13 protein-coding genes are annotated in these 14992 nt (G+C 49.9%); 11 read left to right on the forward strand and 2 right to left on the reverse strand.

Translation table 11 applies throughout. From position 1 onward, the window contains the following. Nucleotides 1-4 precede the first annotated feature (4 nt). From mltG to AYY17_RS19355, 11 genes are all read left to right on the forward strand, one after another. Nucleotides 5-1027, forward strand: a complete 1023-nt coding sequence (gene mltG, locus AYY17_RS19305) for an endolytic transglycosylase MltG (RefSeq protein WP_067426467.1) — start codon at nucleotides 5-7, stop codon at nucleotides 1025-1027. Further along, nucleotides 1024-1668, forward strand: a complete 645-nt coding sequence (tmk, locus tag AYY17_RS19310) for a dTMP kinase (protein ID WP_067426469.1) — start codon at nucleotides 1024-1026, stop codon at nucleotides 1666-1668. Before mltG ends, tmk begins: the two co-directional genes overlap by 4 nt. Next, nucleotides 1668-2669 carry a DNA polymerase III subunit delta' gene (holB, locus tag AYY17_RS19315; protein WP_067426471.1) on the forward strand — a complete coding sequence of 334 codons (1002 nt, stop codon included), beginning with the start codon at nucleotides 1668-1670 and terminating at the stop codon, nucleotides 2667-2669. The genes tmk and holB overlap by 1 nt, the downstream gene beginning before the upstream one ends. 7 nt (nucleotides 2670-2676) lie before the next feature. Further along, entirely contained in the window at nucleotides 2677-3456 is a 780-nt protein-coding gene (locus tag AYY17_RS19320; RefSeq protein ID WP_067426474.1) for a metal-dependent hydrolase, read from the forward strand. 43 nt (nucleotides 3457-3499) lie between these two features. Then, a complete protein-coding gene (hinT, locus tag AYY17_RS19325) occupies nucleotides 3500-3850 on the forward strand; it encodes a purine nucleoside phosphoramidase (protein WP_067426476.1) in 351 nt (116 codons plus the stop codon). A 22-nt stretch (nucleotides 3851-3872) separates the two neighbouring features. Continuing rightward, the gene (gene lpoB, locus AYY17_RS19330; RefSeq protein ID WP_067426481.1) at nucleotides 3873-4457 is read left to right on the forward strand and encodes a penicillin-binding protein activator LpoB; all 585 of its coding nucleotides are present in this window, start codon (nucleotides 3873-3875) and stop codon (nucleotides 4455-4457) included. Next, nucleotides 4447-5289, forward strand: coding sequence for a phosphotransferase (locus AYY17_RS19335; protein WP_067426487.1), 843 nt, complete (start codon nucleotides 4447-4449; stop codon nucleotides 5287-5289). Before lpoB ends, AYY17_RS19335 begins: the two co-directional genes overlap by 11 nt. A gap of 18 nt (nucleotides 5290-5307) precedes the next feature. Further along, nucleotides 5308-6330: a beta-N-acetylhexosaminidase gene (nagZ, locus tag AYY17_RS19340; RefSeq protein ID WP_067426490.1), complete on the forward strand. Its 1023-nt coding sequence runs from the start codon at nucleotides 5308-5310 to the stop codon at nucleotides 6328-6330. After that, nucleotides 6327-6875, forward strand: a complete 549-nt coding sequence (gene ycfP / locus AYY17_RS19345; RefSeq protein ID WP_067426493.1) for an alpha/beta hydrolase YcfP — start codon at nucleotides 6327-6329, stop codon at nucleotides 6873-6875. Before nagZ ends, ycfP begins: the two co-directional genes overlap by 4 nt. Before the next feature lie 474 nt (nucleotides 6876-7349). Next, entirely contained in the window at nucleotides 7350-8654 is a 1305-nt protein-coding gene (locus AYY17_RS19350; RefSeq protein WP_067426496.1) for an NAD(P)/FAD-dependent oxidoreductase, read from the forward strand. Between the two features lie 647 nt (nucleotides 8655-9301). Then, nucleotides 9302-9643, forward strand: a complete 342-nt coding sequence (locus AYY17_RS19355; protein ID WP_235845434.1) for a glycine zipper 2TM domain-containing protein — start codon at nucleotides 9302-9304, stop codon at nucleotides 9641-9643. A 207-nt stretch (nucleotides 9644-9850) separates the two neighbouring features. On the opposite strand, the gene AYY17_RS19360 is transcribed toward AYY17_RS19355, so the two are convergent. Then, on the reverse strand, nucleotides 9851-11020 hold the full coding sequence (locus AYY17_RS19360) for a pyridoxal phosphate-dependent aminotransferase (protein WP_067426502.1): 1170 nt from the start codon (nucleotides 11018-11020) through the stop codon (nucleotides 9851-9853). A gap of 169 nt (nucleotides 11021-11189) precedes the next feature. Then, nucleotides 11190-14630 (reverse strand): transcription-repair coupling factor, encoded by a 3441-nt coding sequence (gene mfd, locus AYY17_RS19365; protein ID WP_067426762.1) that lies wholly within the window; start codon nucleotides 14628-14630, stop codon nucleotides 11190-11192. Nucleotides 14631-14992 lie beyond the last annotated feature (362 nt).

Genomic DNA, 14992 nt, shown 5'->3' on the forward strand with positions numbered 1-14992 from the left:
ACTGATGAAAAAAACACGGATTATTCTTGTCACTCTTTTAGCACTGGTCGCAATAGCGGGCGGTGTGGCGTACTATTTTTATCATCAGACTGAAGCCTTCTCAGAACAAAAAATCATGATCAGAGAAGAGACCATTTTTACGATTTCCCCGGGAACCGGACGTGTTGCGCTGGAGAAAAAACTGGCGGAAAGCGGGATTATTCCGGCGTCACAGAATTACGCCTGGTTACTGCAACTGGAGCCGGAGCTGGCAAAAATTAAAGCAGGGACTTACCGCCTGACACCGGACATGACCGTCCGCGATATGCTGCGTTTGTTTGTCAGTGGTAAAGAAGCGCAGTTCAGTATCCGTTTTGTCGAGGGCAGCAAGCTGTCGGACTGGCAGAAAATCCTGGCGGATGCGCCTTATCTTAAACAAACACTGGCGGATCTCCCTGCGGATAAACTGACCGACATGCTGGGATTACCGGCAGGCAGCAATCCGGAAGGACGTTTTTATCCGGATACCTATCTCTATACTGCCGGGACGGAAGATGCGGATATTCTGAAAAGGGCGCATCAGCAGATGGAGACCCGGCTTGCCGCTGCCTGGAAAACCCGCAATACCGATTTACCCTATGCGACACCTTATGAAATGCTGATTATGGCCTCATTGATTGAAAAAGAGACCGGGGTGGATGGCGAGCGCAAAAAAGTGGCATCGGTCTTTATGAACCGTTTGCGCCTGAAAATGCGTCTGCAAACAGATCCGACGGTGATTTATGGTATGGGCGAGCGTTATCAGGGAACGATTTACCGCAGTGACCTTGCACGTGTGACTCCTTATAACACCTATCAGATTGACGGCATGCCGCCGACACCGATTGCCATGCCGGGCAGTGCATCACTGGATGCGGCGGCAAAACCGGATACCACTGATTATCTCTTCTTTGTTGCAGACGGCAAAGGCGGACATGTATTTACTTCAACATTACGGGATCACAACCGCGCAGTTGCTGATTACCGCAGCGGATTAAAAAAACCATGACGGGCAAATTTATTGTAATTGAAGGGCTTGAGGGAGCAGGGAAAACGACTGCTCGTCAGGCAATTGTGGATACCCTGCATGAACAGGGAATTACAGACCTGGTGTATACCCGCGAACCCGGCGGTACACCGCTGGCAGAAAAACTGCGCACGCTGATTAAAGAGGGTATTGACGGTGAAACCGTTACGGACAAAGCGGAAGTTCTGATGTTATACGCTGCCCGTATCCAACTGACAGACAATGTGATTAAACCGGCACTGGCGCGCGGGCAGTGGGTTATCGGCGATCGTCATGATCTCTCGTCCCAGGCCTATCAGGGCGGCGGGCGCGGCATCGACCGCCAACTGATGACGTCATTGCGCGATACGGTACTGGGCGATTTTTACCCGGATTTCACCCTGTATCTTGACCTGCCGCCGGAAATTGGTCTGGCGCGCGCGCGCAGCCGTGGCGAACTGGACAGAATCGAGCAGGAGTCACTGGATTTCTTCCGGCGCACCAGGGTGCGTTATCAGGAACTGGCAGCGGCGGATCCGCGTATTGTGACGATTGATGCATCGCAATCAATGGATAACGTACATCAATCTATCCGCAACGCATTACAGCACTGGCTCTTACAGCAGAAGCAGAAAGAGGCGTAATGAACTGGTATCCGTGGCTCAATCCTGTTTACCGTCAGTTAGCGACGGCATGGCTCTCCGGTCAGGGGCACCATGCTCTGTTGCTGTATGGTATTGCGGGCACCGGAACAGATGAACTGGCGTATGCCCTGACGCGTCTGCGTATGTGTCAGCGTCCTGAAGGTATCAAAAGTTGCGGGGAATGCCACAGTTGTAAACTGATGCTGGCAGGCTCTCATCCCGATTTTTATCTGTTGCAGCCGGAAAAAGGCAAAAACTCGCTGGGGGTTGATGCGGTACGCACAATCACCGAAAAGTTGTATGACCGCTCACAATTGAGCGGCGCGAAGCTGGTGCATATTCCGCAGGCGGAGTTGCTGACAGAGGCTGCCGCCAATGCGCTGCTGAAAACCCTCGAAGAGCCGACGGACAATACCTGGTTTGTATTACAAAGCCCGCGCCTTGATCTGTTGCTGCCGACACTGCGCAGCCGCTGTTTCGCGTATCATCTGGCAACACCGCCGGTTGCATCTGGGCTGCAATGGCTGCAACGGGAACTGCCGCAATCGGATGCCACAGACCGGCAAACAGCGCTGAACCTGTGTCACAATGCACCGGCAGCCGCGCGTGACTTACTGATGACACCTGACTGGGTAGCCCGGCAGACACTGTTTGCTCAGCTTTCACAGGCGGTAAACAGCGGTGATTTTTTATCACTGCTGTCTGCTGTTAACCATCAGGAGCCGGAAAAACGCATCAACTGGCTGGTGACACTGCTGATGGATGCGGTTAAATATCAGCAGAATATGGCTCCCGCCTGTCTTAATCAGGATCAAACCGCTCTTATCGTTTTGCTGGCGGAGCGTTACAGCAGTGCGCATTTACTGGCAGCCGCAGACAGCTGGCTGACCTGCCGTCACCGTCTGCTGACGGTCACCGGCGTTAATCATGAATTGCTGCTGGTGGAACAATTATTACATCAGGAAACACTGTTTTCTGCATCATCATTATCAACCCAATGAGTTTATTATGTTTTTAGTCGATTCCCACTGCCACCTTGACTGCCTGGATTACGAAAAACTGCATGAAAGTGTGGACGATGTACTGCAAAAAGCGGCACAGCGCGATGTGCATTATGCTCTCGCCGTGGCGACAACCCTGCCCGGTTACACAAAAATGCGTGAGCTGATCGGTGAGCGCGATAATGTGGCGTTTTCTTGTGGTATTCATCCGCTGAATCTGGATGAGCCGTATGATTTCACCCTGCTGCGTGAACTGGCAGCCGATCCGCGTGTACTCGCACTGGGCGAAACCGGGCTGGATTACTATTATCAGAAAGAAAATGCGGCATTACAGCGAGATGTATTCCGTGAGCATATCCGCGTCGGACGTGAATTAAACAAACCCGTGATCGTGCATACCCGTGACGCGCGCGAAGATACACTGGCAATTATCCGTGAAGAACAGGCCGGTGATTGCGGCGGCGTGTTACACTGTTTTACCGAAGATAAAGAAACCGCCACAGCACTGCTGGATGAGGGTTTTTACATCTCATTTTCCGGTATTCTGACCTTCCGTAATGCCGAACAGATCCGCGAAGCGGCGCGTATTGTCCCGCTGGATCGTATCCTGGTGGAAACAGATTCGCCTTATCTGGCGCCTGTTCCGTTCCGCGGAAAAGAGAACCAGCCCGCTTATGTGCGTGATGTGGCGGAGTATATGGCTGTTTTAAAAGGGGTGAGCGTTGAAGCGCTTGCTGAAATCACCACTGATAATTTTTGCCGTTTGTTTCAGGTGTCTGTCCGCTAAACCCGGATACACTGATACAGAAGAATTATTACAGGAGCAGACTATGTCCGAAGAAACTATTTTCAGTAAAATTATCCGTCACGAAATTCCGTCTGACATTGTTTATCAGGATGACAGCGTCACCGCATTCCGTGATATTTCCCCGCAGGCGCCGACCCATATTCTGATCATTCCCAACCATCTTATTCCGACAGTAAATGATGTCACACCAGCAGATGAGCAGGTTCTGGGGCATATGATTACGGTAGCGGCAAAAATTGCACAGCAGGAAGGCATTGCTGATGACGGCTACCGTCTGATTATGAACTGTAACCGCCACGGCGGGCAGGAAGTGTACCATATCCACATGCACCTGCTTGGTGGTCAGCATCTGGGTCCGATGTTAGCGAAATAAGCGGCAAAACAGGAGAATTGTGATGAAGCGTCTTTTGTGTGTGATTGCCTCCGTCTGGCTGCTTGCCGGGTGTCCGTCTCTTGCGCCGGTGACACCGCCGGTACCGGTTGATACGGTAACTCCGCCACCGGTTGACACCACGCCACCACCGCCGCCACCGACAGATACTGTGCCGGTTCCGCCGAAAATGAAAAAAATTGAGTGGGAACAAAGTATTACACCACTTGTAAACCAGATGGTGAAAAGTGACGGTCTCACACAGGGCGGCACACTGCTGGTTAATAAAATCGGTAATAAAACCAACAGCAGTCTGCAAACCAATGTGGCGACCGGCGCGCTGATGAACACTATTAATAAAACCGGTGTACTGACGGTTATCCCTGCCGGTGCGGTCACCAGCGCGATGTCTGTTCTCGGGATGGATGATAACGATACGCTGACACTGCGCAGTAAAGCTATCGGTCTTGCCCGCTATCTGAATGCACAATATGTCTTGTACAGTGTGGTTACCGGCACCCGCGATGCCCGCCAGATGGAAATGCAGCTGATGTCAGTTGTCAGCGGCGAAATTATCTGGTCCGGTAAGGACGCGGTGCTTGAGCAGTAACTGCGGGTTATTGCAGTGTCTGCATGATCATTTTCCTGCGCTGCCCGCAGCCGGGTGGATTATCCGCCCGCTGACCGGGCTGACGCAGGGAAGTGTCAGTATTGAACAAGCCGGTATTCGTCTTATCGGACGGGCACCGGTCGCACACAGTGCGGGTCCGGGCGTAAACCGCAGGAAAGAAGCACGTATTCTTTCAAGGCTGCGTCACAGCGGATTTGTTCCGTATGTGGCGGGCTATAGTCATGGCTGGTTGTTATTACACAGAGTTGAAGGTGATACACCCGCACCAATCCGTATGGCGTCGGCTGATTTTATGCCGCATCTGGCGGAGCTGGTCAGCCGTCTGCATGCAGAGCCGTTAACGGGTTACCGGTTGCCGCTGAAAGCACAGGTACAGCACCATTATCAGCAGATGGATAAACGCCGTCTCACGCCGCACTGGCGGGCGGTTCACCGTGCATTTATGCGCTTACCGGAGCCGCATCCGCTGAAACTCGCACCTGCGCACATGGATATCCATCCGGGCAATCTCATTATTTCAGGTACTACGCTCAGTCTGATTGACTGGGAGTATGCCGCCGACACCGATATTGGCCTGTCCCTCTCTGCACTTTTTCGTGCAAACAACTGGTCAGTACCGCTGATTAATACTTTTCTGCGTTATTATTCAGGTTATCACTGTCCGCAGCGTGTGCTGCTGCAAACCCGCCGCTGGCAGCGCCGGACAGATTATATGATGTTAATGTGGTTTGAGGGTCGTTGGGCGAATACCGGCGATCCGCAGTTTCTGCAACACTCAGCGCCGCTGATGACAGCGCTCGGGATCAGATAAATACAAAGGGGTATCGTCATGGGACCTGTAATGTTAGATGTTGAAGGGTATGAGCTGGACAGCGAAGAGCGCGAGATCCTGCAACACCCTTCAGTCGGCGGACTGATTCTGTTCGCCCGCAATTTTCACGATACCGCACAACTGCGTGAGCTGACCCGGCAAATCCGTGAAGCTACCCGTAACAACCGGCTGGTCATTGCTGTTGATCAGGAGGGCGGGCGGGTTCAGCGCTTTAAAGACGGGTTTACACATCTGCCGGCGGCGCAATCTTTTGCGCAGTTTAATGATCTGCTGACCGGTGCGGCACTGGCAGAAGATGCCGGCTGGCTGATGGCGGCAGAAATGATCGCTATGGATATCGATATCAGTTTTGCACCAGTGCTTGATTTGGGACACGGCAGTGCCGCTATCGGCACACGGGCGTTTCATGAAGATGGTGAAATTGCCGCACAAATGGCAGAGCGCTTTGTGCGCGGTATGCGCAATGCCGGAATGGCGAGTACCGGTAAACACTTCCCGGGACATGGTGCGGTCAGTGCTGACTCACATAAAGAAACACCACGGGATGACAGAGATCCTGCGCTTATCCGTGGTAAAGATATGGCGATTTTCCGCGAATTTATTCAGCGCGGTCTGCTGGATGCGGTTATGCCCGCGCATGTTATTTATACGCAGATTGATGATCGCCCGGCCAGCGGTTCACCGTACTGGCTTAAATCTGTTCTGCGTCAGCAACTCGGTTTTGACGGTGTTATTTTCTCGGATGACCTGTCAATGGAAGGGGCGGCGATTATGGGAAGTTATGCAGAGCGCGGACAGGCATCGCTGGATGCGGGTTGTGACATGATCCTGGTGTGTAATAACCGCAATGGCGCGGTATCAATCCTTGATAATTTGCCGGTTATCACGGCACAACGTATTGATAAGTTGTATCATCGCGGGAAAGGTTATGATTTAGCTGAATTACAGCGCAGTGATCGCTGGCAGCAGGCAAACAAAACCTTATCCGCATTACATGAACAATGGCAGGAGCAAGCATGATTATTTACCTTCATGGATTTGATTCAACCAGCCCGGGCAATCATGAAAAAGTGATGCAGTTACAATTTGCTGATCCGGATGTCCGTTTTATCAGTTACAGTACGCTTCACCCGCGTTATGACATGAAATATCTGCTGACAGAAGTGGATAAAGCCGTGAAACAGAGTAACGGCCCCGCCATTATCACCGGTGTGGGACTGGGAGCGTTCTGGGCCGAGCGCATTGGTTATCTGTGCGGTATCCGTCAGGTGATGATTAACCCGAATCTGTTTCCGTATGAAAATATGGAAGGTAAAATCGACAGACCGGAAGAGTACCTCGACATCATGACGAAGTGCATTTCTGATTTCCGTGAGCTGAATAAACAGAACTGTCTGGTGATTTTGTCCCGTAATGATGAGGTGCTGGATAACCAGCGGACAGCTGATACGCTTTCACCATTCTATAATGTCATCTGGGATGAGACACAGAGCCATAAATTTAAGGATCTCGCTCATCACCTGCAAGAGATAAAAGCCTTTAAAACGGCGTTTAAAAAGAACTGATCCGTTGCCGGCGTATAACCGGCAACATAAAACGGTGCGGATACGTTGACCGCATCGTTTTATTTTCTGCACCTTAACTGACACGATCCACATCTCATTTCTGCACTGTTCCCTCTCTCCGGCTTACGTATCATTACGATAATTGCGTTACATCAATACCGTTCTTTTTCTGAATCAGCAAGATAGCAGGCTTTTTTGTCTCCCTTAATTTATCTTTCCGGTAAAGGATAGTTAATCTGTCGATTGACGATTTTGAGAAAGGTAAACCAAAAGTAAAATAGTCTTGCTGTTTTTAAAATAATGTTTGCATTTTGTCACCGGATTACCCAAAATTTGATAATGATCAATTTTGGTATGACCAAATTACCTATTGTGCTATACCATGATGTGACTCGATTCAGTTTTATCTGATGTTATCTCACTGTTTTTCAGAAAAGCCGTGAGATAACGTTAGATTATTTTTCAGAGGATGTTATGACTACACCTAATACGAAAATTGTGATTATCGGCGGTGGCGCGGGCGGCCTGGAACTGGCAACACAGCTCGGCCATAAACTCGGTAAGAAGAAAAAAGCGGAAATCACCTTAGTCGATCGCAACAGCAGCCATTTATGGAAACCTCTTCTGCATGAGGTCGCGACCGGCTCTCTGGACGATGGTGTGGATGCACTGAGCTATCTGGCGCATGCCCGTAACCATTACTTTAATTTCCAACTGGGTGCGATGACAGGCCTTGATCGTGACAGTAAAAAGGTAACCCTGGCAGAGATCCGTGATAACAGCGGTGAATTGCTTGTACCTGAGCGTGACCTGGACTATGACATCCTCGTTATGGCGCTGGGAAGCACCTCAAACGATTTCGGCACGCCGGGTATCAGGGATAACTGTATTTTCCTGGACAGCCCGACACAGGCGAAACGCTTCCATAATGAGATGCTGAATCTGTTTCTGAAGTATTCTGCCAGCCACGGCGAGGGTGATAAAGTGAATATCGCTATTGTCGGCGGCGGGGCAACGGGCGTTGAGTTATCGGCTGAGCTGTACAATGCTGTTGAACAGCTGCACAGCTACGGATTTAAAGGTCTGAATACCGATGCACTGAATGTGACGCTGGTGGAAGCCGGTGAGCGCATTCTGCCTGCATTACCGCCAAAAATTGCCGGCGCCGCACATCAGGAACTGAGCAAGCTGGGCGTCCGTGTCATGACTCAGACAATGGTTACCAGCGCGGATGACTCCGGGCTGAATACCAAAGAAGGTGAGCACATCACCGCAAGTCTGATGGTCTGGGCCGCCGGTATTAAAGCACCTGATTTCCTGAAGGATATCGGTGGACTGGAAACTAACCGTATCAACCAGTTAGTTGTGAAGCCGACATTACAGACAACCCTTGATGACGCTATTTTTGCCATCGGCGACTGCTCATCCTGCCCGAAAAAAGAGGGGGGTTTTGTGCCGCCGCGCGCGCAGTCTGCCCATCAGATGGCGACGCGCTGTTATCACAATATCCTGGCAGTACTCAGTAATAAGCCTCTGAAGGATTATGTGTTTAAAGATCACGGTTCGCTGGTGTCGCTCTCCCGCTTCAGTACTGTCGGCAGTCTGATGGGGAACCTGATGCGGGGGAATATGATGATTGAAGGGCGTATTGCCCGTATTATGTATATTTCGCTGTATCGTATGCATCAGATAGCATTACATGGCTATATTAAAACCGGGCTGATGATGCTGGTCGGGGGAATAAACCGGATTATCCGTCCGAGACTTAAATTACATTAATGTTAATTATATGAAAAATAACGCCTGCGGGCGTTATTTTTACCTTGCCGGACCGTGTATCGCTGAAATAATCATACATCCTGATTTAATTGACCGGCAGATAAGAAAGGCAGCAGGCAGGCAAAAAATAGAATAATTAAAGCCATGTTAAAAGAAGGGGTATTCGGTTTTGCCGTTTCACAGGGTATACCGGTAAATATACATTTCCCCGTTGTGTGTAAAAATACTATTTAGCGCAATGACTAACAGATAATTCTTGTGGTATTTGATAAAATAGAGAAGATACTACTCTTTCTTAATCATTGTTGATCATTGTCAGTACGCCGTGAGCTGAATTGAATTAATAAATAAGATAGTTAATCTTATCATTTTATTATTATTTAACCTTTATTTAGCAGGGCTATGAGAATATAACGTTATAGCTGAACAGCTGAAGAATGATCTGTTAATAAATAAGAATTATCCTAATAACCACTGCCAGATATTTATATACGTTGACAATGAATAAACATAAACAAAAATCAGTAACGTGGATTACAGTAAGAGGGTTATTCCTCCTTATTGTTATTTTTGTTGTGATTATTTCCTTCGCTGTTATTAAAAATAAACACCCGGCTATTGCCAGGGTTTTATCCTCTGAGGCGATTATGGCGACTGTACCTGTACGCCATGAATACTGCGATCTGATACCGATGCCGGGGCCTCTTAAACCAGAGCATCTGGATATTATCCGCCCGACGTCAGAAACCTGCACGCCGTATCTGCTGTATGAAATGCTGCTCAAACCTCCGCGCTTGTACGGCGGAGCGGCTTATCGCTCCTGTACTGAGGTCTTTACCTATGAGCACCGGATAGTCGGATATGATGTGGTGTATAAGATTAATAATACTGTCGGTAAGGTCAGGATTAATTATAACCCCGGGGATGCGATGCCGGTTGATAACACCGGGCGCCTGATCATTTTACCCGGATTAAGTAACGGGAAATAAATTGCATAACAGACAAGAAAAGAAAATGCCGGTTTATATCATAAACCGGCATTTACCCAACATTATTCAAGTTGCAGGCAGGCGGCAAGGGAAGATATCCGGGGAGCATAGATAAACTATGTGACCCGGATATCTGAGAGCAGCCAATGAACCTGCGGTTTGAATGAATAAGGGTATAAGTCACTTTTAATTTAATTTAGATTATAATTAAATCCAGCCTTTCCGGCGAAACTGTTTTAATACAGCAACAAACTGCAGCATTTCTTCCGGCGTACCTAATGTCAGACGGCTTTTGCCAATCACCGGCGGAAATTCACGTCCGACCATAATATGATTCTCTTTCATTCGTTGCTGGTAGGTTTTTACATCACCGTTCACCTGGTGAAAGATAAAATTAGCCTGTGAAGGTGCGTAAGCCAGATTTAATTCAGTCAGTGCCGCTATAACAATTTCCCGTGAAACATCTGTTGATTTACGGCTGTAGTCAATAAACGATGTATCGTTAATTGAGGCTAACGCGGCAACGGCACCTGCTATATTTGTATTATCGATAGAATTGAAATTATTAATCTGTTCTGTTACTTCCGGCACCGCAATACCGTATCCGACACGTAATCCCGCCAGTGCAAATATTTTTGAAAACGTCCGGGTTACGATAATATTAGATTTTCCCGCAGAAACCCATTCAACCGCACTTTTAAATTTCGGGTCAGAAACAAACTCCGCATAGGCTTCATCAATAATAAAATTTTGCTGTAAAGGCGCTTTTTTGATCCATACCGCTAAATCAGATGCCGGGGTTATCATCGCTGTCGGGTTATTCGGGTTACAGATATAAATGATGGAGTGCCCGGCAAAATTATCAGCAATGGCCTGCATCGCCGCCAGATCAAAAGAGAGATCGGCTTTCAGAGGGACTTTGACAATATTGACACCCAGCGGTTGTGCATATAACTCAGCATAATTAAACGTCGGGTCTGGTACGATTAATTGTACCGGTTGCTGTTTTTTCTGTGCATTCGCGACCAGCATCTGTACTGCAGCCTGAATCGTTTCTGATGAACCATTTCCTAAGCTGATGTGCTCCGGTGTCAGAGAGTAGTGTGCGGCAATTTGCTCAACCAGCGCTTCACGGGCGGCATCCGGATAACGGAATGCATTTGGCAGTGATTCAACAATTGCCCGGCGGGCATTTGCTGACATACCCAGTGAATTTTCGTTGAAATTGAGCAGCAGCGGATTTTTTTCACCGAACGGAGCCGCAGGTACTGTCATGTTTGCCGCATCGGTGGCGGCATGGCTGTGACTGACCAGTGAGGCGGCACTTAAACCGCCGAGAACAACCCCGGTTGATTTGAGAAACAAACGACGATCCATAGTATTTACCCTGTTTTTTTAATTATGTGCAGGCAAATACTAACCTATGTTATGATTGATTTACAAATTATTATTCGCAATAAGTGACTTTTTATTCATTCATAAAAAACGCCGGCAGGGAAGCCGGCGCGTATTAAGAGATGCTTTCTGTATTCTGACAAAAGAAAATTTATGCAGTATGGGCAGCAAAGGCTGTCAGTAACTCCGTGATAAACTCAATGCGTTTCGGGCGTGAGCTCAGGTCACAGATAAATTTCAGTTTTGCCGGGCCATCCAGCCGGTACTGTTTCGGATTATTTTGCAGTAATCCGATAAGGTAGCCGGGATCAACATGGTTTTTCTCACTGAACTCAATAAAGCCACCTTTCTCCTGAGCCTCAATCCGTTTAATACCCAGTTGTTGCGCCAGTAAACGTAACTGTGCCGCCGCCAGTAAATTGCGGGCGGCATCCGGCAGTAATCCGAAGCGGTCAATCAGCTCAATTTTAAGCTCGGTCAGTTCGGTATCGCTGCGGGCGCTGGCAATCCGTTTATAGAAAGAGAGGCGCATATTCACATCCGGCAGGTAATCATCCGGCAGCAGGGCAGGCATCCGCAGTTCAACATCTGTCTGATTTTGGGTGAGATCTTCCAGTGACGGCTCGCGCCCGTTTTTCAGGGATTCAACCGCACTTTCCAGCAGCTCCATATACAAGGTGAAACCGATGCTGGCCATCTGCCCGCTCTGGTCATCACCCAGTAATTCCCCGGCACCGCGGATCTCAAGGTCATGTGTGGCGAGGGCAAACCCGGCGCCGAGGTCTTCCAGTGACGCGATAGCTTCAAGGCGTTTATGGGCATCGGTTGTCATTGATTTCGGGTGCGGTGTCAGCAGGTAAGCATACGCCTGGTGATGTGATCGCCCGACACGCCCGCGTAACTGGTGCAATTGCGCCAGCCCGAAATGATCCGCCCGTTCAATAATAATGGTATTGGCGCTGGGAATATCGATACCGGTTTCAATAATCGTGGTACATACCAGCACATTAAAACGCTGGTGGTGGAAATCGGTCATTACACGTTCCAGTTCACGCTCGCGCATCTGCCCGTGGCCTGTGGCAATACGGGCTTCCGGCACCAACTCCGCAAGGCGGTCGCGGGTTTTTTCGATATTTTCCACATCATTATAGAGATAATAGACCTGCCCGCCGCGCAGCACTTCACGCAGAATAGCCTCGCGAACAACCAGTTCATCATACTGACGGACAAAGGTTTTTACCGCCAGGCGCCGCGCCGGCGGGGTGGCGATAATCGAGAGGTCACGCATACCGCTCATAGCCATATTCAGCGTACGCGGGATAGGCGTGGCGGTGAGTGTCAGAATATCAACATCGGCACGCATAGCTTTGATACGCTCTTTGTGACGGACACCAAAGCGGTGCTCTTCATCAACCACCAGCAACCCGAGATCATGCCAGTGCACATCACTTTGCAATAGCTTATGAGTGCCGATAATAATATCGACTTTACCTTCCTGTGTGGCTTCCAGTACCTGCTGCTGCTCTTTGGCGCTGCGGAACCGGGAGAGGACTTCAATCCGTACCGGCCAGTTGGCAAAGCGGTCACGGAAGTTATCATAATGCTGCTGTGCCAGCAGGGTGGTCGGTACCAGAACGGCAACCTGTTTGTGGTTATTGACCGCCAGAAATGCAGCGCGCATGGCCACTTCTGTTTTACCGAAACCGACATCGCCGCACACCAGTCTGTCCATCGCTACCGGCTGACACATATCACTCAGTACAGCATTAATCGCCTGTTCCTGATCCGCGGTAGTTTCAAACGGAAACGCCTGACAAAATTCGCGGTACTGTTCGCGGTCGTGCTTAAAGGCAAACCCGGGTTTGACGGCGCGTTGTGCATAGATATCCAGCAGTTGCGCGGCAACATCCCGCACTTTTTCAGCCGCTTTCTGCCGCGCTTTGCTCCAGGCCTCCCCGCCGAGTTTATGCAGCGGCGCACTGTCATCAGCACCGCCTGCATAACGGCTGATAAGATGCAGGGATGAAACCGGGACATACAGTTTATCTTCACCGGCGTAGGTGAGGATAAGATATTCCGCTTTGATACCGCCCGCTTCGAGGGTGGTTAATCCCTGATAGCGCCCGACGCCGTGCTCCAGATGCACCACCGGCTGACCGGGACGCAGCTCTGCCAGATTGCGGATCAGAGTATCGGTATTGATGGTACGGCGCTGATCCTGACGGCGGCGCACCACGCGCTCACCGAGCATATCACTTTCACAAATCAGGGCGCGTTGCAGAACATTATCAATAAAGCCATGCTCCGCCGCACCGATCATTACATAAATACCCGGGGCTGCGGCATCCTGCAGGTGGCGGATTTCTGTCGGTTTTATTTTGATCCGTGCCAGCAGTTCCTGAACACTTTCCCGGCGGCCTTCACTCTCAACCGAGAAAATGACTGCGCCCTCAAAGGTTTCCAGGAAGCGGCGCAGCGGGTCGAGAGGCGATTTCAGCTGCGGATTGACTTTAATATCCGGCAGCGGTGCATAGCCCAGATTGGTATTTGCGGCTTTGGCCGGTAATTTTTCATTATTGAGTTGCAGGCGCGGGAATGCTTTCAGGTGCCGGTTCAGTTCATCCGTGGTCAGCCAGAGTTGTGCCGGAGGCAGAAGCGGGCGCATCGGGTCAACGCCGCGGCTTTCAAAGCGCTGGTTTACATCCAGGCTGAAGCGTTCGGCGTGAGATTGCAGATCTTGTGTGACCAGCAGGGTATTTTCCGGCAGATAATCAAAGAGAGAGACCAGCGGTGTGCTGAAAAATAGCGGTTGCCAGTATTCAATACCGGCGGGCAGCGTGTTTTTACTGACCTGCTGATAAATATGCTCCGGGTCGCGGCGCACCTCAAAGGTTTCCCGCCACTGACTGCGGAACAGCTCGATGGCCTCTTTGTCGGTCGGAAATTCGTGAGCGGGCAACAGATTAATCGCATCAACTTCATCCAGCGTGCGCTGGGTATCGACATCAAAGGTGCGCAGGCTGTCAATTTCATCATCAAAAAAATCAATGCGGAACGGCAGTTCACTGCCCATAGGAAAGAGATCCAGCAATGCGCCGCGGATAGCAAATTCACCGTGCTCCAGCACTTGCTCAACGCTGCGGTAACCACCCTGAACCAGTTCATCGCGCAGTTTGTCCCGCGATAATTTTTCGCCTTTTGCCATCACCAGTGCATGGGCGGTGAGGAATTCAGGCGGGCACAGTTTTTGCATCAGAGTATTCACCGGCAGAATAAGAGCGCCTTTTTCCAGAGTTGGCAGGCGGTATAAGGTCGACAACCGGTTGGAGATAATTTCCTGATGCGGCGAAAAACTGTCATAAGGCAGTGTTTCCCAGTCAGCGAGAGTCTCTGCCGGCAGCGCGGTAAACTGGCGGATTTCATCACGCAGACGCAATGCATTCTGCATATCGCGGGTAACCAGGATAACGGGTCCGGTGTGGCGGTCAATAATTGCCGCACTTTCAACGGCGCAGGCAGCGCCGGTCATTTCACCGAGCTGGCGGGTGTCTGCGGCACGGAGCGGAAGATCATAACGTGTTTTCAGCGACATTCGGTTTTCCATCAGGCTTCGGTTTTCCGGGCAGATATATGTGGCTGCCCTGTAAAAGATAATAATTCTGAACGATATCATGCCACCGTATTACCTTATTTGTGGCGTTTTCACCGGCAATACGCTGACTATATACCCAACGTCATTCAGGATGCAGGCAGGCGGCAAGGGAAAACAGACGGGGAGCATACATCAGTATGTGACCCGGCTGATTGAGCGCTGCCAACGAACCTGCAGTTTGAATGAATAAGGGTATAAATGAAAAAAAACCATTGTAAACGGACGTGAGTGGTTCCATTCATCTAACGGAGCCTTTATTATCCCTGAACACTTCGCTTTGGCAACAGGGGCGTTCAGATTTC

The sequence above is a fragment of the Morganella psychrotolerans genome, assembly GCF_001676055.1.
GTDB lineage: Bacteria > Pseudomonadota > Gammaproteobacteria > Enterobacterales > Enterobacteriaceae > Morganella > Morganella psychrotolerans_B.